Here is a 19,981-nt window from a genome sequence, read left to right as displayed (position 1 = left end):
CGTTCTGCCCGGCGCTCCCCACGCCCCCGTCCTGTTGGCCGAGGTGATCGAGGCCCTGGCGCCCGCGCCCGGCGATGTCGTGATCGACGCCACCTTCGGCGCCGGCGGCTATACCCGCGCCATCCTGAAGACCGGCGCCCAGGTCGTCGCACTGGATCGCGACCCGACGGTTCAGCCGCACGCCGACGCCGTCGCCAGCGACTTCCCCGGCCAGTTCCAACTGATCCGCACCCCCTTCTCGGGTCTGGCCCAGGCCTTCGCCGACAGCGGCAAGGCGAAGCTGGACGGCGCGGTCTTCGACATCGGCGTCTCGTCGATGCAGCTGGATCAGGCCGAGCGCGGCTTCTCCTTCATGCGCGACGGTCCGCTGGACATGCGCATGTCCGATGAGGGTGCGACCGCGGCCGACATCGTCAACACCTGGGACCACGGTCCCCTGGCGCACATCTTCAAACTGTATGGCGAGGAGCGCCAGTCGGGTCGCGTCGCCACCGCCATCCTGCGTCGTCGCGCCGAACAGCCGTTCACTCGCACCCTGGATCTGGCCGAGGTGGTCGAAAAGGCCCTGGGCGGCCGTCGCGGCGCGCCCATCCATCCGGCGACCCGCGTGTTCCAAGCCCTGCGCATCGCGGTCAATGACGAACTGGGCGAGCTGGAACGCGGTCTGGAGGCGGCCGAGGCGACGCTCGCCCCCGGCGGGCGTCTAGCCGTCGTCACCTTCCATTCGCTGGAAGATCGCATCGTCAAGGCCTTCCTGACCGAGCGCACGGGCAACAGCCCGGCCGGTTCGCGTCATGCGCCGATGGCCGTCGATCCGCGCAAGCCCAGCTTCACGCTGCAGTTCAAGGGCGCGCGCGAGGCGGGCGACGAAGAGCGTTCCACCAACCCCCGCGCCCGCTCGGCCAAGCTGCGCGCCGCCGTGCGCACCGACGCCCCGGCCTGGGGTCGGATCGATGGGAGAGCAGCGGCATGACCACGGCGCCCTTCTTCACCTATTCCCGCACCGCCCTTCAGCGTCTGTTCGACTGGAAGGTGCGCGGCGTGCGCTGGGTCGAGATCATCGGCGTGGCCCTGGTCGCGATCATGATCGTCTCGGTCTATGCCGCCAAGGCCGCCGCGGCGCGCGAAAGCAGCCGCATCGCTCAGATCGAACAGGACATCCGCGAGAACGGCCAGCGCGTCCGCCTGCTTCGCGCCGAGGTCGCCCGCCTGGAGCAGCCCGCGCGTCTGGAAAGCCTGTCGCGCCAGATCGGCATGGCGCCCGTCGCCGTCGCCCGTCAGGCCAAGGAAGGTCAGCTGACCGCCCTGAAGCCCGTCCCCGCTCAACCCGCCGCGCCCGCAGCAGAGGCCGCGCCGGCGCCCGCCGCCGTCGCCGATGACGCGCCGGTCCCCACGCCTTCGCCGGAGCCGGTGCAATGAGCGTTCAGGACCATCGCTACCACCGTCCCGCGCCGGGCGCCGATTTCCAGGAACGACTGCAAGGCCGCCTGTCGCCCTTCTGGCGCTGGCTGACCGAACTGGTCTGGCGGCTGGAGCATGGCTTCGAGCGCGCCCGCGCCGACGCCCGCCCGGAAGAGGACACCCGCGTCCGCATCTTCCTGATCCTGATCGTCTTTTCCTGCGTCTTCGGCGGCCTGGCCATCGGCGCGTCGTACAAGGCCCTGTTCGCCCCGGCCAACGGCCTGGGACGCGGCGTCAATCCGAACGCCCTGGTGCGCGGCGACCTGACGGACCGCAATGGCGAGCTGTTGGCCACCAACATTGTTCACTACGGCCTCTACATCGACCCGGCCGAGATCTGGGATCGCGACCTGGCCTATCGCCAGATCCGCCGCGCCCTGCCGCGCATCTCGGCCGAGCGTCTCAAGAAGGTGCTGGGCGGCGACCGTCGTCTGATCGCCCTGACCGGCCTGACGCCCCAGGAAAAGGCCGCCGTCCACGACCTGGCGCTGGGCGGCGTCACCTTCGAGCCCGAAGACCGCCGCGCCTATCCGCTGGGAACCTCGGCCGTCCATCTGATCGGCGACGCCGACACGGGCGGGCAGGGCGTCTCGGGCGCCGAACTGGCCTTCAACGACGAGATCCGCGCGGCGGGTCAGCGCGGCGAGGCCTTCCCCCTGTCCATCGACCTGCGCGTCCAGGGCGTGCTGGAAAACGAACTGGCCGCCGCCGCGATCAAGAACCAGGCCAAGGGCGCCGTCGGCATCGTCACCGACGTCCAGACCGGCGAGGTGCTGGGCATGGCGTCCTGGCCGACCTTCAACTCGGCCGATCGCGGCGCAGCGCCCGACGGCGCCACCCTGAACCGCGCGGTTTCGGGCCACTACGAGATGGGCTCGGTGTTCAAGACCTTCACCGTCGCCGCCGGCCTCGACACCGGCCGGGCCGACATGAACACCCTGTTCGACGCCTCCCAGGCCTTCCAGATCGGCGATCGCAAGATCAAGGACTTCCACGCTCAGAACCGGGTGATGACCCTGGAAGAGGTCTATCTGCACTCTTCCAACATCGGCACGTCACAACTGGCGGTGCAGATGGGCCCCAACACCATGCGGGACTATTTCCGCCGCCTGGGCCTGCTGGACGCGGCCAAGATCGAGCTGAAGGAATCGGCCAGGCCCGTCGTGCCGCGTCGCTGGGACAACTCGACCCTGGCGTCGCTGTCCTTCGGCTATGGCATCATGATCACCCCGGCCCAGATGGTTCAGGCCATGGGCGCCCTGACCAACGGCGGTCGGATGATCCCGCTGTCGCTGCGCAAGGGCGGCGCCCGCAACGTTCAGCCGCAACAGGTCGTGACCGAAGAGACCTCGCGCGCCATTCTCGACCTGCTGCGTCGCAACGTGGTCAAGGGTTCGGGCGGCTTCGCCGACGCGCCGGGCCTGCGGGTCGGCGGCAAGACCGGCTCGGCCAACAAACTGGTCGGCGGTCGCTATGACCCCAGCCACGCCTTGGGCTCCTTCGCGGCGGTCTTCCCCGTCGACGGCCCGCTGAACGGCAAGCGCTACGCCATCCTGATCGTGATGGACGAGCCGGGGACCTATCCCAAGACCGGCGCCTATGTCGCTGCGCCGGCCGTGCACAATATTGCCGACCGCATCGCCGGCTTCCTGGGCGTCGAACGTCGCGACGACCGCTGGCGCACGGCCTCGGGCGAGAAGATCCCGCAGTATCAGGACGTGGCGGGGGACGGGCTTTGAGCGCGCTTCACCTGTCCGACCTGCTGCGCCGCGACGTGTCCTCGGACCCCGTCATCACCGGCGTCACCGCCGACAGCCGCAAGGTCTCGCCCGGCGCTCTGTTCGTCGCCCTGCCGGGCACGGCCGCCGACGGCCGCGCCTTCATCCCCCAGGCCCTGGCGCAAGGGGCCGCTGCAGTTCTGGCGCCGACCGACACGCCGGATGGCGCGGCGCCCGTTCTGGTCACCTCGGGCGACGTGCGTCGGGCCTACGCCATCGCCGCGCGCGGCTTCTACGGCGCCCAGCCCAAGACCTGCGTCGCCGTGACCGGCACCAACGGCAAGACCTCGGTCGCCACCTTCTGCCGCCAGATCTGGGCGGGGATCGGCCACAAGTCCGCCAGCATGGGCACGCTGGGCGTCATCGGCCAGAAGGGCGCCAAGACCTACGCCCTGACCGGCCCCGGCCTGACCAGCCCCGACGCCGCCGAGGCCGCGCGCCTGATGGCCGAATTGGCCGCCAAGGAGGTGACGCACGTCGCGCTGGAGGCCTCGTCCCACGGCATCGACCAACGCCGCCTCGACGGGGTTGCTCTAAAGGCCGCCGCCTTCACCAACCTGACCCAGGACCATCTCGATTATCACGGCACCATGGCGGACTACCGCGCCGCAAAGATGCGCCTGTTCGAGACCCTGCTGCCGCGCGGCCGCACCGCCGTGCTGAACGCCGATTCCGACGCCTATTCCGTCTTCGCCTCCGCCTCGATCATGGCGGGTCTGGGCGTCATGGGCGTGGGCGAGCGCGGTCGCGACCTGACCCTGATCGGCCGTCGCGCGACGCCCGAGGGTCAGCGTCTGACGATCGACGTGCGCGGCGACATCCGCGAAATCCTGCTGCCCCTGGCCGGCGCGTTTCAGGCGTCCAACGCCCTTGTGGCGGCCGGTCTGTGCATCGCCGCCGGCGATCCCGCCGACGCCGTCATCGGCGCGCTGGAAGGCCTGACCGGCGCGCAAGGCCGCCTGCAACGCATCGACGGCGGCCAGGAAGGCCGGGGCGAGGTCTATGTCGACTACGCCCATACCCCCGACGGGCTCGAGACGGTTCTGAACGCGCTGCGTCCCCACGCGACCGGCCGCCTGATCGTCGTCTTCGGCGCCGGCGGCGATCGCGATCGCGGCAAACGCCCCCTGATGGGCGAGATCGCCGGGCGTCTGGCCGACATCGCCATCGTCACCGACGACAATCCGCGATCCGAAGACGCCGCCGCCATCCGCGCCCAGGTCCGCGCCGGCTGCCCGGACGGGATCGAGATCGGCGACCGCCGCGCCGCCATTGAGGCCGCCGTCGAAATGATGCGTGACGGGGATGTGGTGGTCATCGCCGGAAAAGGGCATGAACAGGGTCAGATCGTCGCGGGCGTGACCCACCCCTTCGACGACGCCACTGTCGCGTCCGAGGCCCTGTCTCTCTATGCCTGAACACTCCGCCCGCCCGCTCTGGTCGGCCGCCGAAGTCGCCGCCGCCACGGGCGGCGTGCTGCAGGGCGATGATCGCCCGATCACGGGCCTGACCTACAACAGCCGCGAGATCGTCCCCGGCGACCTGTTTCTGGCGCTGAAGGGCGAACGCGACGGACATCAGTTCGCCAGCGGCGCCTTCGCATCGGGCGCCGCGGCCGCCCTGGTCGAACATCCGGTCGAGGGCGGCCCTTGCGTCGTCGTGCCCGATACCTTGCGTGGCCTCGAAGCCCTGGGCGTCGCCGCCCGCGAGCGCGCGCCCCATGCGAAGCGCGGCGCCGTGACCGGCAGCGTCGGCAAGACCAGCGTCACCCAGGCGATCAAGGCGGGCCTCGACCTCGCCGGTCCCGCTCACGGCTCGATCAAGAGCTACAACAACCACATCGGCGTGCCCCTGACCCTGGCCCGGATGCCGGTCGAGACCCGGCGCGCCGTGTTCGAGATCGGCATGAATGCGCCGGGCGAGATCGCGCCCCTGTCGCGCTTCGTCGCCCCCCACGCCGCCTGCGTCACCACGGTCGGTCCGGTCCATATCGAGGCCTTCGCGGACGGCGAGGCCGGGGTCGCGCGTGAAAAGGCGACCATCTTCCAGGGTCTGGTCCCCGGCGGCGCGGCGGTGGCGAACGGCGACGTCGCTTTCTCGGCCGTCCTCTGCGACGCGGCCAAGGCGGTCGGCGCGCGCCTGCTGACGTTCGGATCCGACGCCGGCCATGACGCCCGTCTGCTGGACTTCCGGCCGGACGCCGAGGGCGCGGCGGTCGCCGCCGAACTGTTCGGGCGACGCATCGACTATCGCCTGGCCCAGTCCGGCGCCCACTGGGGCCTGAACAGCCTGTGCGTCCTCTTGATGCTCGACGCGCTGGACGTGCCGCTGGAGACGGGGCTCGAAGCCCTCGCCGGGTTCCAGCCTCTGGCCGGACGCGGCCAGACCCGCACGGTCACGACGCCGGACGGCGCCTTCACCCTGATCGACGAAAGCTACAACGCCAATCCGCTGTCCATGGCCGCCGGGTTCAAGACCCTGGGCGCGCGCTCGACCTCGGGCCGCCGCGTGGTCGTGCTGACCGACATGCTGGAACTGGGCGAGCAGAGCCGCGTCCTGCATGAAGGCCTCGCTGGCCCCATCGACGCCGCCGGCCTCGACCTTGTCCACGCCGCCGGCCCGGAGATGCGTTGGCTCTACGACGCGCTTCCGGTCTCGCGACGCGGCGTCTGGCGCGCGACGGCGGCGGAACTGGCGGCCGAGGCGGCCCTGCTGGTGGCGCCCGGCGACATCGTCATGGTCAAGGGCTCGAACGGCTCCAAGGCCTCGTTGGTGGCCAAGGCGCTGGCGGACCTGAACGGCGCCGAAGGGGTCCCCTCAAGCAGTGACGCCCCGCGGGCATCGCGGTAGGGAAGAAACATGTTTTACCTGCTCTATCTCTACTACGCCGACGTGGCGCACCAGTATCCGCTGCTGAACCTGGTTCAGTACCAGACGGTGCGCGTGGCCCTCGCCATGGCTACCGCCATGATCGTCGCCGTCGCCATGGGCAGCCGCTTCATCAACTGGATCCGCGCCAAACAGGGCCGGGGCCAGCCGATCCGCGACGACGGCCCGGTGTCCCACCTGTCCAAGGTCGGCACCCCGACCATGGGCGGTCTGATGATCCTGGCCGGCATCGGCGTGGCGGTGCTGCTCTGGGGCGACCTGACCAATCCCTACATCTGGATCGTCAGCTTCGTGACGGCGGCCTTCGGCGTGCTGGGCTTCATCGACGACTACGCCAAGGTGACCAAACAGACCTCGGCCGGCCTGACGTCCAAACAGAAACTCCTGGCCCAGACCGTCGTCGCCGTCGTCGCCGGCATTTTGACCGTGCTGTGGATGACCGTCTCGCCGACCTCGCCGGGGCTCGAGACGTCTATCGCCTTTCCCTTCTTCAAGGCCGTGTTGCTGAACATCGGCTGGTTCTATGTGGCGTTTGCGGCCTTCACCATCGTCGGCTTCTCCAATGCGGTGAACCTGACCGACGGTCTGGACGGACTGGCGACCGTGCCGGTGATGATGGCGGCGGGCGCGTTCGGCGTGATCAGTTACCTCGCCGGCAACTTCGTCTTCGCCCAATATCTTCAGGTCCACCACGTGCCTGGCGCGGGCGAACTGGCCATCTTCTGCGCGGCCATGATCGGCGGCGGCGCGGGCTTCCTGTGGTACAACGCCCCCCCGGCCAAGATCTTCATGGGCGACACCGGCTCGCTGGCTCTAGGCGGGGCGCTCGGCGCCATCGCCGTCACCACCAAGCACGAACTGGTCCTGGGCATCGTCGGCGGCCTGTTCGTCATGGAGGCCGCCTCGGTCATGATCCAGGTCGGCTATTACAAGCTGACCAAGAAGCGCATCTTCCTGATGGCGCCGGTCCACCACCATTTCGAAAAGATGGGCTGGCCGGAATCCACCGTCGTCATCCGATTCTGGATCATCGCCGGCGCCCTGGCCCTGCTCGGCCTCTCCACGCTGAAGCTGCGCTGATCCGATGATCTCCGTTCCCGGCTTTGAAGGCAGGCGGGTCGCGGTCTTTGGCCTGGGACGTTCGGGGATCACGGCCGCGCGCGCCCTTCAGGCCGGGGGCGCGACCCCGATCCTTTGGGACGACGGCGAGGCCGGCCGGGCGCAGGCGATAGGCGAGGGCTTCACGGTCGAGGATCTGGCCGCCGCCGACTGGTCCGACTTCGCCGCCCTGGTCCTGTCGCCCGGCGCGCCCCTGACCCATCCCAGGCCGCACTGGACCGTGGACCTGGCCCGCGCGGCCGGCGTGCCCGTCCTCGGCGACATCGAACTGTTCGCCCGAGCCCTGGCCGCCCGACCGAAGGATCAGCGGCCGCGCGTCGTCGCCATCACCGGCACCAACGGTAAGTCCACGACGACCGCCCTGATCGGCTGGGTGCTGAAGTCGGCGGGCCTGACGGTCCACGTCGGCGGCAATATCGGCGTCGGCGTCCTCGCCTTGCCCGAGCCGACGCCCGACGCCGTCTATGTCATCGAGGTCTCCAGCTACCAGCTGGACCTGACCACGACCTTCGCCCCCGATGTCGCCATCCTGACCAACATCAGCCCCGACCACCTGGACCGCCACGGCGGCATGGACGGCTATGTCGCGGCGAAGGCGCGCATCTTCGCAGGGCAGGGGGCAGACGGCGTGGCCTTGGTCGGCGTGGACGATACCTGGGGGCAGGGGATTGCGTCCCGACTTTCCCAACGTGTGATCGCTATCTCGTCCAATCCTTCTCCCCTTGGGGGAGAAGGTGGCTCGCGGAGCGAGACGGATGAGGGGTTTGTCGGACCCTCGTCGGCTGGCGGCCAGCCGGAGGATACAGCCCCCTCATCCGAGCGGCTCCGCCGCCCACCTTCTCCCCCGAGGGGAGAAGGCTACGTGGCGCTGCCCGGCGCTGTTCTGAAGGACGGCCAAATCATCGCCGACCTCACCGCCGCCCGTTCCCTTCCCGGCCGCCACAACGCCCAGAACGCCGCCTTCGCCTATGCGACCGCCCGCGCTCTGGGTGTCACCCACGACGCCGCCGTCGCCGGCCTGCTGTCCTTCCCCGGCCTGGCCCATCGCATGGAGGCGGTCGGCCGCCTGGGCTCCGTGCGCTTCATCAACGATTCCAAGGCCACCAACGCCGACGCCGCGCGTCAGGCCCTGGCCTCCTACCGTTCCGTCTTCTGGATCGCCGGCGGCGTGCCCAAGGCCGGCGGCATCGCGGACCTCGCCGACCTCTTCCCCCGCATCGCCAAGGCCTATCTGATCGGGGACGCGGCCCCGGCCTTCGCCGCCACCTTGGCTGACACGCCTCACGTCATCGCCCGCACCCTCGACGACGCCGTGGCCGCCGCCGCCGCCGATGCGGCCTTTGCCGGCGGCGACCAGATCGTCCTCCTGTCCCCCGCCTGCGCCAGCTTCGATCAGTTCAAGGACTTCGAGGCGCGCGGCGAGGCCTTCCGCGCCGCCGTTCTGGCTCTCGGCGCCGTCCCGGAAACCGCGTCATGAGCGCTCCCTACACCCCCGCCTTTTCCCGCAACGACCAAAGCCATGTGGCCCAGTGGTTCTGGACCGTGGATCGAGGCTTACTGGGCGCGGCGCTCGCGCTGATGGGGCTTGGCGTCGCGCTCAGCTTCGCCTCCAGCCCCGCCGCCATCCTGGCCGATGAGTCGATCACCGACCCCTTCCACTATTCCTGGCGGATGATGGTCTTTTCGGGCGTGGGGCTCAGCATCATGCTGACGACCTCGCTGATGTCGCCGCGCGGCGTGCGACGCATCGCGGTCCTGGCCCTGTTCGGCGCCATCGTCGTGATGATGGCCTTGCCCTTCATCGGCGACACGGTGAAGGGGGCCGCCCGCTGGGTGAACTTCGGCCCCTTCAGCCTGCAACCGTCCGAGTTCGCCAAGCCCGGCCTGATCGTCTTCGCCGCCTGGATGTTCGCCGAGGCGCAAAAGGGGCAGGGGGTGCCCGGCGTGACTATCGCTTTCGGCTTCTACGCCCTGACCGTCTCCCTGCTCTTGATCCAGCCCGATATCGGCCAGACGCTTTTGATCACCACCACCTTCATGGCCGTCTTCTTCATGGCGGGCGTGCCGTTCAAATGGATGGCGGTTCTGGCCAGCCTGGGCATGGCGGGGCTGGTGTCGCTGTATTTCGTCTTCGGACACATGCGCGACCGCCTCAGCCGCTTCTTCTCGCCCGAGACGACCGACACCCACCAGATCGACAGCGCCTCCGAGGCCATCCGCGCCGGCGGCCTGCTGGGTCGGGGCATCGGCGAGGGCGTGATGAAGCGTCGCGTGCCCGACCTGCACACCGACTTCATCTATTCCGTCGGCGCCGAGGAGTTCGGCCTGATCCTCAGCCTGATCATGATCGGCCTCTACGCCTTCATCGTCATTCGCGGCATGCGCCGGGCCATGAAGCTGACCGATCCGTTCGAACAGACGGCGGCGGCGGGCCTGTTCATGCTGATCGGGCTACAGGCCTGCATCAACGTCGCGGTGAACCTGAACCTGATCCCGACCAAGGGCATGACCCTGCCCTTCATCAGCTATGGCGGCTCCTCCATGCTGGCCATGGGCCTGACCATGGGCTTTGCGCTCGCCCTGACCCGACGCCGCCCCGGCGCCTACGAACCCGGCGCCAGCCTGACCCTGGGGCGGCGGTTGCTTTGACGTCGTCATCCTCCGGCGCGAAGCGAGATCGGGGGACCCAGCGGCGCGCGCGAGCGCGAAACTGTCGCGGACTAAGCAAGTCGAACATCTCGTGGCGGACGCATCGCCTCCGGCGCCGCTGGGTCCCCCGATCTCGCTCCGCTCGTCGGAGGATGACGAAAGAACGAGGCATACAACGCATTTGGAAAGCGGCGCCCCAGCAATATCAAACGCCTAGAGCCGACCAGCGACCGTCTCCTGCCCACGCCGTAAAACCGTGCGATCCTGTCGCCGCCCCATTCCTCGCCGCGCCATTCCCCGCCGACATTAGACAGATTAGACGAATTAGACGGTGTTTTTGCCTGCCCACCGTCTGAACTTCAGACTATTCAGACCCTCTTTTTCGGAGCCTCGCCCATGACCCAGCTCTGCGTCGTCGCCGCCGGCGGCACCGGCGGCCATATGTTCCCGGCCGAGGCCCTGGCGCGCGAGATGGCGGCGCGCGGCTGGCGCGTGGTGCTGGCGACTGATCACCGGGGCGAACAATACGCCCACGCCTTCCCCGCCGAGGAACGGCTGGCGCTGGACGCCGCCACCGGCTCCGGCCCCCTGGGTCTGATCAAGGCCGGCGTCGCCATCTTCAAGGGCGTGGTCCAGGCGCGAACGGCCTTCGACCGGCTGGGCGCCGACATCGTCGTCGGCTTCGGCGGCTATCCGTCCGCCCCGGCCCTGGTCGCCGCCGTCACGTCCCAGCGACCGACGGTGATCCATGAACAGAACGCGGTCCTGGGCCGCACCAATCGCATCCTGGCCCCCTATGTCGGTCAGGTCGCCTCGTCCTTCCCGACGCTGGAACGCGCGCCGGCCAAGGTCCAGGGCCGCTCCCACGTCGTCGGCTCGCCGGTGCGGTCCGAGATCCGCGCCCTGTTCGACCGCCCCTATGTCGCGCCCGCCGCCGACGGCCCGATCCATCTGCTGGTCACCGGCGGCAGCCAGGGCGCCCGCATCCTTTCCGAGACCACGCCCCGCGCCCTGGCCGCCCTGCCCGAGGCCCTGCGCCGCCGCCTTAAGGTGCAGCAGCAGTCCCGCCCCGAGACGCTGGAGACCGCGCGCCAGATCTATCTGGAGGCGGGGATCGAGGCCGAGGTCGCCCCCTTCTTCCGCGACATGGCTGACCGACTGTCCAGGGCGCACCTGGTCGTCGGCCGCTCCGGCGCCTCGACCTGCGCCGAACTGGCGGTCGCGGCCCTGCCGTCCGTCCTCATCCCGCTAAAGATCGCCACCGACGACCACCAGCGCCTGAACGCCAAGGCCCTGACCGATGCGGGCGCGGCCGAGGTCATTCTGGAAGACGACCTGACCGTCGATCGCCTGGCTTCGACCCTGACCGGCGTCCTGTCCGATCCGGCGCGCCTGTCGGCCATGTCCGCCGCCGCCCGCAGCGTCGCCATCCCCGACGCCGCTCAACGCCTGGCCGACCTCGTCGAGGCGACGGCTCAACCGCAAAGGCCTTGACGCGTTAGGAAGCTCATGCCTCCCGAGATCATCGCCGTCACCCGCCAGATCCGCGCCCTGTGGCATCGGTTTGACTGGCTGCCCGAATGGGCGGTCATCGGCCTGGTGCTGCTGGTCTTCGTCGGCGGCGGCTGGCTGACGCACAAGATCGCCTTCGCCATCCTGCGTCGCGTCGTTCGCAACAAGGATCTCTTCTGGCGCGGCGTGGTAGAGCGCGCGCGGGTCAAGCTGCGCGTTCTGATCATCATCATCGGCATCGGCATCGGCGTGACCGTCTCGCCGATGGATCCCGGCCCGTCCGAGGATATCCGCAGCGCCCTGCTGTTCCTGTTCATCCTGACCCTCGGCTGGATGGCCTCGGGCGTGCTCGACATGTGGTCGGTCATGCACCTCAAGCGGTACAATATCGCCGTCGAGGACAATCTGCTGGCCAGGAAGCACCTGACCCAGACCCGCATCCTGCAACGGGTCGCCAAGGTCGTGCTGTTCATCGTCACCGTGGGCCTGGCCCTGATGACCATCGCCGGCTTCCGTCAGTGGGGCGTCAGCCTTCTGGCCTCGGCCGGCGTGGTCGGCATCATCGCCGGTCTGGCGCTTCAGCCGATCCTGACGAACATGGTCGCCGGCATCCAGATCGCCCTGACCCAGCCCATTCGCCTGGACGACGCCGTCATCGTCGAGAACGAGTGGGGCAATGTCGAGGAGATCACCTCGACCTATGTGGTGGTCAAGCTGTGGGACTGGCGCCGGATGGTGCTGCCCCTGTCCTACTTCATCACCAAGCCGTTCCAGAACTGGACGCGCGAGAACGCCCGCCTGATCGGCGTCGCCTTCTTCTACGTCGATTACGAAGCGCCCATCGACCGGCTGCGCACCGCCTTCGAGGGCATCGTCAAGGCGTCCAAACACTGGGACGGCGACGTGCAGGTGATGCAGGTCACCGACATCACCGAACGCGTGCTTCAGGTGCGCTGCCTGGCCAGCGCCCGCTCGGCCCCGGTCGCCTTCGACCTGCGCTGCGAGATCCGCGAGAAGCTGATGGCCTTCATGCGCGATGAATGCCGCGAGGCCCTGCCGCGCGACCGCATCGAATGGCCGCAAGGGTCGGACAAGCCCGCCGAGGGGGTCGTCAGTCCGCCAGCGCCCTTTGTCCCTGGCTGATGGCCTGCTCCAGCGTCAGCGCCTGGGTGGGCCGGTCGGCCCCGCAGGCGATGGCCAGCAGCTCGGCCGCATCCCCGCCCGGCGCGGCGTCGTAGGCGGGGGCGGGGTCCGGGGTCGCCGGCCCTTCCGTCCCGTCCGCTTTCAAGGAGGAGAAGTCCAACCGATCCGCCGTCCTCGCCCGACAGTCGAACGCCCACCGCGACCAGCCCCCGACATAGGTCACATCTCCGACCTTGAACCCCGCCTCGGTCACCTGCAGCTCCCGCATTCGCGCCATGTCGCCCTCGCGTTCGATCGAGGCGGCGTCGGCATAGATGGCGAACCGCCCCACGCCGGTCGGGACCAGCTGAGGATCAGCGAGCGCGAGCAGCAGGGCGATCATGCGACCAGGGTCTCCGCCTGTTTCAGGTCCACGCTGACCAGTTGGCTCATGCCGCGCTCGGGCATGGTGACGCCATACAGCCGGTCCATCCGGCTCATGGTGACGGGGTTGTGGGTGATGACGATGAAGCGGGTGTCGGTGCGGCTGCGCATCTCGTGCAGCATCCGGCAGAAGCGGTCCACGTTGGCGTCGTCCAGCGGCGCGTCCACCTCGTCCAGGACGCAGACCGGCGCGGGGTTGGCCAGGAAGACGCCGAAGATCAGGGCCGCCGCCGTCAGCGCCTGTTCGCCGCCGCTCATCAGGCTCATGACCGACAACCGCTTGCCGGGCGGGCAGGCGTAGATTTCCAGCCCCGCTTCCAGCGGGTCGTCGCTCTCGACCAGCTTCAGCTCCGCCTGCCCCCCGCCGAACAAGGCCTCGAACAGGGTCTTGAAGTTGGCGTTGATCACGTCGAACGCCGCCACCAGCCGCTCGCGGCCCTCGGCGTTCAGCTCGTCGATGCCGTCGCGCAGCTTGGCGATCGCCTGGGTCAGGTCGATCCGTTCCGACTTCATGCTGTTCAGCCGCTCGCCGTATTCGACCGCCTCGTCCTCGGCGCGCAGGTTGACGGCCCCCAGGGCCTCGCGTTCGCGCTCAAGGCCGTAGAGCAGGCTTTCGGCCCCGGCGGCGTCGGGCGGCCGGGCGATGGCGTCGTCGGTCAGCTTCTGACCCAGCTCCTGCGGCGACATCTGCGCCGTCTCGCGCAGGGTGGCTTCGGCCTCGGTCAGCTTCTCGGCGGCGGCCTCGGCGCGGGCGGCCAGGCCGGCGCGAGCCTCGCGGGCCTGCGACGCGGCGGTCTCGGCGGCGCGCGATGCGCGGTCGGCCTCGGTCGCCTGGGTCTCCGCGACGGCCATGGCGTCCGACGCCGCCTGTTTCCTCTGTTCGGCGGCGACCAGGGTGTCCAGCAGCTTGCCGCGCTGTTCGGCGAAGCCCTGAGGCGCGACCTCGGCCTGCTTCAGCAGGGCGGCCGTCCGGTCTGCGTCCTTGGCCAGGGCGGCGACGCGGCTGGCGCTGTCCTTGGCCCTGGTCACCCAGCCTTCGCGCGCGCGGGTCAGGCTGCCCAGCCGCTGCTCGCGGCCCTGACGATCGCGGGCCTCGGCGTCGCGGTCCGACCGGGCGGTCTGGGCGGCGGTGCGGGCGGCGTCGGCCATGGCGCGGGCGGCCGTCAGTTCGTCGCGTAGGCCGGCGATCGTCTCGGACGGGGCGTCGGGAGTCTGGGCGGCGTCCAGCGCGGCTTGCGCCTCGGCTGCGTCGGCCGCCAGCCGGGTTACGGTGTCGTCCAGCGCCTGGGCGCGCGCCTCGCGGCGGGCCTGCTCGCGGGCCAGGGTCTCGAGGCGGTCACGAGCGGCGGTCACGGCCTTGTCGGCGGCGAAGGGCTTCAGGCGCGCGGCCTTGACCGCCTCCTCGGCGGCGCGGAAGGCTTCCGTCGCCGTCTTCTGGGCCGCCTGCGCCTGATCCAGCGCCGGTCTGCCCTTGTCGATCTCGGCCTCCAGCTCGGCCAGACGTGTGCGCTGTGCCAGCCGCACGGCGGCCGGGCGCGGCGCCTCGGCGCGGCTGACGAACCCGTCCCAGCGATAGAGATCGCCCTCGACCGTCACCAGGCGGGCGCCGGGCGGCAGGGCCTGAGCCAGCCGGGCCGCCTCGGCCTTCGGCACCACGCCGCAAAGAGCGAGGCGCGCGGTCAGCTGTTCCGGGGCTTGGACATGGTCGGACAGGAGCGTGATCCCGGCGGGCCAGGACGGGGAGGGCGCCTCCGCCCCGCCCCAGTAGGCGGCGGCCTTGGCGTCCAGCGCCGCGTCCAGATCGTCGCCCAAGGCAGCGGCGAGGGCGGCCTCGAACCCCTTGTCGGCCCGCACCTTGTCCAGAGCGGGGGGATGGTCGCGCTTGCCGTTGACCAGCAGTTGGGCCAGGCCGCGCGCCTCGGTCTGGAGCCGGCCCAACCGGTCCTCTGCGGCGCGGGCGGCGGTGCGGGCCTCCTGTTCGGCGCGGGCCAGATCGCCGCGCGTGGCCTCAGCCGCCTCGACGGCGTCGCGCGCAGCGCTAAGGTCGGCCTGCGCCGCTTCCAGCGCCTGGCGGGCGGTTTCCAGCTCGGGCGTTTCCAGCGGCCCCAAAGCCTCGCGTTCGCGTCGGGCCTGATCGTGCTGGGCGGTGACGCGGGTCAGTCGCGCCTCGGCGTCGCGCTTGCGGGCCGTCTCGGCGTTGGCGCGGGCCTCGACGGCGGCTAGCATCCCCGCCAGCCGTTCGACCTCGCCGTCGGCGGCCTTGCGGGCGTCCTCGGCGGCGGCCAGAGCCTTGTCCAGTTCGGGGCCGCGTTCGGGGGCGGCGGCGATCTCGGCCTTCAGCCGGGTCAGTTCATGGTCCAGCCGCTCCAGCTCGCGCCGGGCGTCGGCGGCCATGCCCTCCTCGCGCGCTGCGTCGGCGGCGATGCGGGCGGCCTCGGCCTTCAGGCGATCCACTTCCGCGCGGGCCGCCTGTTCGGCCATGTCCAGCCGATCGCGCTCCAGGCTGGCGCGGTGCAGCAGGGCGGAGGCGACGGCGTCCTCCTCCCGCGCGGGCTTCAGGGCTTCCTGGGCGGACAGGGCGGCCGTCTGGGCGGCGGCGGCGGCGGTCGTGGTTTCGGCGACAGCGACGTCGGCCTCGCGCAGTTCGGCGGCGGCGGCCTCTGCGGCCAGACGCGCGTCGTTCCAGCGCACATAGAGCAGGGCGGCCTGAAGGGCGCGGATCTCGGCCGAGATCTTCTTGTATTTCTCGGCCTGGCGGGCTTCGCGCTTCAGCCGGTTCAGCGCCGTCTCCAGCTCACGGCCGATGTCATCCAGCCGGTCCAGATTGGTCTCGGCGGCCTTGAGGCGCAGCTCGGCCTCGTGCCGACGGGTGTGCAGACCGGCGACGCCGCCCGCCTCTTCCAAAATGCGGCGGCGGTTCTGCGGCTTGGCTGCGATCAGTTCCGAGATCTGGCCCTGACGCACCAGGGCGGGGGAGTTGGCGCCGGTCGAGGCGTCGGCGAACAGCAGCTGGACGTCGCGCGCCCGCACCTCCTTGCCGTTGATGCGATAGGTCGAGCCCTGGCCCCGGTCGATGCGGCGCGACACCTCCAGCACGGGGCTGTCGGTGAAGGGCTGGGGCGCGCGGCGAGCCGCGTTGTCGATGGTCAGGCTGACTTCGGCGTGGCTGCGCGGAGGACGCCCGGCGGCCCCGGCGAAGATCACATCGTCCATGCCCTGACCGCGCATGGCCTTGGCCGAGTTGGCCCCCATGACCCAGCGCAGGCTTTCAAGGACGTTGGACTTGCCGCAGCCGTTGGGGCCGACGACGCCGGTCAGGCCGGATTCGATGTGCACCTCCGCCGGATCGACGAACGACTTGAAGCCGACGAGCCGGAGGCGCTGGAACTGCATCGTCCCGACGGACTACCGAAGCAGCGGATCGACGGCGGCCGACAGGGCCTCCAGCGAATGCTCCATCACCATCGTCCCGTTGACGAAGAAGGTGGGCGTGCCGGTGACGCCTGCGGCGCGCGCGCCTTCGATCTGAGCGTCGAGGGCCGTACGGATGGTCGGGCCGTTCAGGCAGGCTTCGATCTGCTCGCGGGTCTTGCCGCTGGCGGCGATGCCGGCCGCGAACCAGGGCTGGGCGCCGGTGGTCTGCAGGTTGGCCTGATCGCGCATGAAGACGGCCGCCACGTCGAAATAGCGTTCGGGTGCGGCGCACAGGGCGACCGCAGCTGCGGCGGCGGCGACATTGGCGGGCGGGGTCGGCAGGTTGCGGTGAACCAGCCGGACCTTGCCGGTGTCGATGTATTTGGCCTTGAAGGCCGGCAGCACGGTGTTGTGGAAGTCCGCGCAGTGCGAGCAGGTGAAGGACGCGTATTCGATCACCGTCACCGGCGCATTCGCCCGACCCAGGATATGATCCTGAGCCGTGACGGGCGGGGGCGCATCGGCGGCGAGCGCCGGCGTCGCCAAACCGCCGGACAGGGCGGCGAGGGCGAAACCGGCGGCGATGAAGGCGCGTCGCATCATCTGATTAGGCCTCGGTTACTTGGCCAGGGCCGCGTCGATGGCGGTGGACAGGTCGGCCAGGCTGGCGCCTTCGCCGCCGGGCGAGATGACCTGCGTCTCATTGACATAGAAGGCGGGGGTGCCGGTCACGCCCTGGGCGCGGGCGGCCTGAACGCGCTTCTCCATGGCGGCGACGGCGTCCTTGTCGGTGACGCAGTCGTTGAACTGCTGCTCGGACAGGCCGGCGGCCTGGGCGGTGCGCAGCAGCCAATCGCGCGGCGAGGACGTCAGCATCTCCTGCTGGGTCGCCATCAACTGGTGAACGACGTCGAAATACTTGTCCGGACCGGCGCAGCGCGCGACCAGGAAGCCGGCGGTGGCGGCATCGACCGGCGGGGTCGGCAGTTCGCGGAAGACGTAGCGGACCTTGTTGGTGTCGACGTATTTGGCCTTGAACGCCGGCCAGGTGTTCTTCTGCCACAGGGCGCAGTGGGGGCAGGTGACCGAGGCGTATTCGACCACAGTGACCTTGGCGCCCTCGGGCGCGCCCAGACCCATGTCGCCCTCGGCCGCACCCTTGGCGCCGCCGCCGCAGGCCGCCAGAGCCATGGTCGCCAGTGCGGCGCCGGTGATGGCCGCACGACGGCTCATGCGGGCGAAGCGGGATTCAGTGTCGGCCATGAAGGTTCCTCGGATCGGATCGTTGGCGATGGTCGCGCGATTCCCCGGGAATGGCGCAACCCTGAACTAGTCTGGAACAGGTGCGGCGAAGTTTTGTCAACAGCGCCTTATCCGCGCGCCCAGGCCCGATCGATCGCCGGCGCGGGGATGAAACTTTGCGGTCTGTCCTGGCGCGGCGGCGGATCGCTTAGGCCCTGCTGGATGAAGCGCATCGCCGACAGCAGGCCGGAACGCGAGAAGGGCTTGGGGATCACGCCATGCGCGCCCAGGAAGTCCTCGGGGATCATCTTAGGGTTGGCCGTTAAAAAGACGACGGCGGTGGACGGCCAGCGGTCCTTGATCAGGCGACACACGTCCAGACCGCTGGAATCGTCGGCCAGCTGGATGTCGACGAAGGCGATGTCGGGCGGCGTGTCGAGCGACAGCGACTCCACCTCGCTCAGGGACATGGCCTCGCCGACCAGCCGGTGGCCTTCGTCCTCAAGCATCGCCTCGAGGTCCATCACAAGCAGGGCCTCGTCCTCGACGACCAGGATGTCGAAGTGGGGCCCGGCCGCGCGCAACTAGCCGCTCACGGGAAATTCGACGACCGCGCGTGTTCCGGGGTCTGCCGGAAGCCACAGCGTCTTGCCGCCGATCTGCTTTGAAAGACGACCGATCAAGGTCTTGCCCAATCCCTGATGCGCGGCGCCGGGAATGCCGGGGCCGTCGTCTTGAACAACGACCTGGCCGCCTTGTTCCGTCTTCTTGGCCGAGACGATCAATCGGCCGCCGCGATCATCGGCGAAGGCGTGCTTGATCGCATTGGTCAGCAGTTCGTTGATGATCAGGCCGATCGACGAGGCGTGGGTCGAAGGGATGAACATCGGCTCGACATCGACGGAGACCTCGATGTCGCTGCGTCCGGTTGATCCAATCACATCGGCGACCAGGGTGTTGGTGAAGGCGCCGACATCGAACTGTGTGACGTCCTCGGACTGATAGAGCTTGCGGTGAACGGTCGCCAGGGCGTCCACCCGCTCCAGCATGGAATCCAGGGTCGCGGTCAGGGCGGGATCGGACAGGGAGCGCGACTGCAGCCGCAGCAGCGATCCGATCATGGTCAGGTTGTTCTTGACCCGGTGATCGACCTCATGAAGCAGCAGGGTCTTGGCGGTCAGGGCTTCCTGCAGGTCGGCGGTGCGGGCGGCGACCTCGCGCTCGACGACGGCCTTCTGCTTTTCGACCAGAACCTGGGCCTCGACGCGTTCGGTGACGTTCAGTTGCGAGGCGAAGAAATACTCGATCTCGCCCTCGGCGTTACGCACGGGGCTGATGAACAGGGCGTTCCAGAAGGTGCTGCCGTCCTTGCGATAGTTCAGCAGATCGATGTGGATGTCTTCGCCGGCCTCGATCGCCTCGCGGATCTTGGCCACGGCCACCTTGTCGGACTTGGGTCCCTGCAGGAAACGGCAGTTCTGGCCGACGATCTCATCGCGCTCATAGCCGGTCAGATCCTGGAAGGCCTTGTTGACGAAGACGATCGGATTGTCGGGCAGGCGCGGATTGGTGATGACCATTGGCATGCGTGTGCCGCGCACGGCGGCGGCGAACGGGTCGCCGCGACCGATCTCGTGTTCGACAAGATCGGTAAGTCGCCAGTCGTCTTGTTGCTTCATCGGGCTCGGAATCCAGGCGCGCGACCGGGATATGCCGTGCGGAGTTCTAATCTTTCCCGTCCTACCTACAGCAGGCGACAAGACCTGCCAACCGAGGCGCAGGGGTCAGTCGCTGTCGATGTCGGAGCGCGACAGGGCGACGCGGCCGAGGCGCGCCAGGGCGGCGCGTAGATCGTCGGGGGCTGCGGCGATGGAGGCGGCGAGGTCGGCCTCGGTCTGGGCGGGGAGGGGCGGCGGCTTGGCGCTGCGTTTGGGACGGGCGGCGGCTTCCTTCAAAGGGGCGACCGGACCCTGGGCGATGCGCAGCCGATCCACCGTCCCGGCGCCCAGGAACAGGTTGACGCGGGCCAAGATGTCCTCGGACTGGTGCTGGATCAACAGGGCGGCGGCGCCGGCGACGCGCAGCTCCAGCACGCCAGGTGAACCGCCCTTGCCCTTGGTCAGTTTCTGCGGGCGTGTGACGCGGGCCAGGCGATCGCCGACGATCTCGCGCCAGCGAGGCTCCAGCGCACCGGCCCCGCGTCCGAACTGCTCGTCCAGCTTCTTGATCAGGGGCGTCAGCGCCTTGCCCGCGCGCGGCGCCGGTCGGGGGACCGGACGGGTGCGGCGGCGAGACAGGATCTCGCGGACCTCGGCGTCTGTGGGCAGGGTGCGGCGCATGGGTCTATATAG

Annotated in this window: 17 protein-coding genes; 10 read left to right on the top strand and 7 right to left on the bottom strand. The window is 69.6% G+C overall.

Translation table 11 applies throughout. The features are described from left to right. Positions 1-4: 4 nt before the first annotated feature. From rsmH to E7T10_RS13530, 10 genes are all read left to right on the top strand, one after another. Positions 5-973 (top strand): 16S rRNA (cytosine(1402)-N(4))-methyltransferase RsmH, encoded by a 969-nt coding sequence (gene rsmH / locus E7T10_RS13575; RefSeq protein ID WP_137722656.1) that lies wholly within the window; start codon positions 5-7, stop codon positions 971-973. Then, positions 970-1,419 carry a cell division protein gene (locus E7T10_RS13570; RefSeq protein WP_137722215.1) on the top strand — a complete coding sequence of 150 codons (450 nt, stop codon included), beginning with the start codon at positions 970-972 and terminating at the stop codon, positions 1,417-1,419. Before rsmH ends, E7T10_RS13570 begins: the two co-directional genes overlap by 4 nt. Continuing rightward, positions 1,416-3,200, top strand: coding sequence for a penicillin-binding protein 2 (locus E7T10_RS13565; protein ID WP_137722214.1), 1,785 nt, complete (start codon positions 1,416-1,418; stop codon positions 3,198-3,200). The genes E7T10_RS13570 and E7T10_RS13565 overlap by 4 nt, the downstream gene beginning before the upstream one ends. After that, positions 3,197-4,657, top strand: a complete 1,461-nt coding sequence (locus tag E7T10_RS13560) for a UDP-N-acetylmuramoyl-L-alanyl-D-glutamate--2,6-diaminopimelate ligase (RefSeq protein ID WP_137722213.1) — start codon at positions 3,197-3,199, stop codon at positions 4,655-4,657. The genes E7T10_RS13565 and E7T10_RS13560 overlap by 4 nt, the downstream gene beginning before the upstream one ends. Further along, complete coding sequence (murF, locus tag E7T10_RS13555; RefSeq protein ID WP_137722212.1) at positions 4,650-6,089, top strand: UDP-N-acetylmuramoyl-tripeptide--D-alanyl-D-alanine ligase; 1,440 nt, start codon at positions 4,650-4,652, stop codon at positions 6,087-6,089. The genes E7T10_RS13560 and murF overlap by 8 nt, the downstream gene beginning before the upstream one ends. Before the next feature lie 9 nt (positions 6,090-6,098). Beyond that, the gene (mraY, locus tag E7T10_RS13550) at positions 6,099-7,208 is read left to right on the top strand and encodes a phospho-N-acetylmuramoyl-pentapeptide-transferase (RefSeq protein ID WP_137722211.1); all 1,110 of its coding nucleotides are present in this window, start codon (positions 6,099-6,101) and stop codon (positions 7,206-7,208) included. 4 nt (positions 7,209-7,212) lie between these two features. After that, the gene (murD, locus tag E7T10_RS13545) at positions 7,213-8,724 is read left to right on the top strand and encodes a UDP-N-acetylmuramoyl-L-alanine--D-glutamate ligase (RefSeq protein WP_137722210.1); all 1,512 of its coding nucleotides are present in this window, start codon (positions 7,213-7,215) and stop codon (positions 8,722-8,724) included. Further along, entirely contained in the window at positions 8,721-9,896 is a 1,176-nt protein-coding gene (locus E7T10_RS13540) for an FtsW/RodA/SpoVE family cell cycle protein (RefSeq protein ID WP_137722209.1), read from the top strand. Before murD ends, E7T10_RS13540 begins: the two co-directional genes overlap by 4 nt. A gap of 396 nt (positions 9,897-10,292) precedes the next feature. Further along, on the top strand, positions 10,293-11,390 hold the full coding sequence (gene murG / locus E7T10_RS13535; protein WP_137722208.1) for an undecaprenyldiphospho-muramoylpentapeptide beta-N-acetylglucosaminyltransferase: 1,098 nt from the start codon (positions 10,293-10,295) through the stop codon (positions 11,388-11,390). Positions 11,391-11,405: 15 nt separating this feature from the next. Beyond that, entirely contained in the window at positions 11,406-12,551 is a 1,146-nt protein-coding gene (locus E7T10_RS13530) for a mechanosensitive ion channel family protein (RefSeq protein WP_137722207.1), read from the top strand. On the opposite strand, the gene E7T10_RS13525 is transcribed toward E7T10_RS13530, so the two are convergent. The 7 genes from E7T10_RS13525 to E7T10_RS13495 form a co-directional block, all read right to left on the bottom strand. Beyond that, on the bottom strand, positions 12,520-12,933 hold the full coding sequence (locus E7T10_RS13525) for a surface-adhesin E family protein (protein WP_137722206.1): 414 nt from the start codon (positions 12,931-12,933) through the stop codon (positions 12,520-12,522). The two genes, E7T10_RS13530 and E7T10_RS13525, sit on opposite strands and share 32 nt — an antisense overlap. Further along, positions 12,930-16,367: a chromosome segregation protein SMC gene (gene smc / locus E7T10_RS13520; protein WP_137722205.1), complete on the bottom strand. Its 3,438-nt coding sequence runs from the start codon at positions 16,365-16,367 to the stop codon at positions 12,930-12,932. Before smc ends, E7T10_RS13525 begins: the two co-directional genes overlap by 4 nt. 12 nt (positions 16,368-16,379) lie before the next feature. Further along, positions 16,380-16,991, bottom strand: coding sequence for a DsbA family protein (locus E7T10_RS13515; RefSeq protein ID WP_137722204.1), 612 nt, complete (start codon positions 16,989-16,991; stop codon positions 16,380-16,382). 15 nt (positions 16,992-17,006) lie between these two features. After that, positions 17,007-17,651 carry a DsbA family protein gene (locus E7T10_RS13510; RefSeq protein ID WP_039246870.1) on the bottom strand — a complete coding sequence of 215 codons (645 nt, stop codon included), beginning with the start codon at positions 17,649-17,651 and terminating at the stop codon, positions 17,007-17,009. A gap of 107 nt (positions 17,652-17,758) precedes the next feature. After that, on the bottom strand, positions 17,759-18,214 hold the full coding sequence (locus E7T10_RS13505) for a response regulator (protein ID WP_137722203.1): 456 nt from the start codon (positions 18,212-18,214) through the stop codon (positions 17,759-17,761). Beyond that, the gene (locus E7T10_RS13500) at positions 18,215-19,309 is read right to left on the bottom strand and encodes a PAS domain-containing protein (RefSeq protein ID WP_137722202.1); all 1,095 of its coding nucleotides are present in this window, start codon (positions 19,307-19,309) and stop codon (positions 18,215-18,217) included. Between the two features lie 105 nt (positions 19,310-19,414). Next, positions 19,415-19,969: a DUF721 domain-containing protein gene (locus E7T10_RS13495; RefSeq protein WP_039246876.1), complete on the bottom strand. Its 555-nt coding sequence runs from the start codon at positions 19,967-19,969 to the stop codon at positions 19,415-19,417. Between the last annotated feature and the right edge of the window lie 12 nt (positions 19,970-19,981).

Origin of the sequence: Brevundimonas sp. SGAir0440, from assembly GCF_005484585.1 — a bacterium.
GTDB lineage: Bacteria > Pseudomonadota > Alphaproteobacteria > Caulobacterales > Caulobacteraceae > Brevundimonas.
Note: the sequence above shows the minus strand (reverse complement) of the source record. Positions and strands in the feature narration are given on the sequence as shown.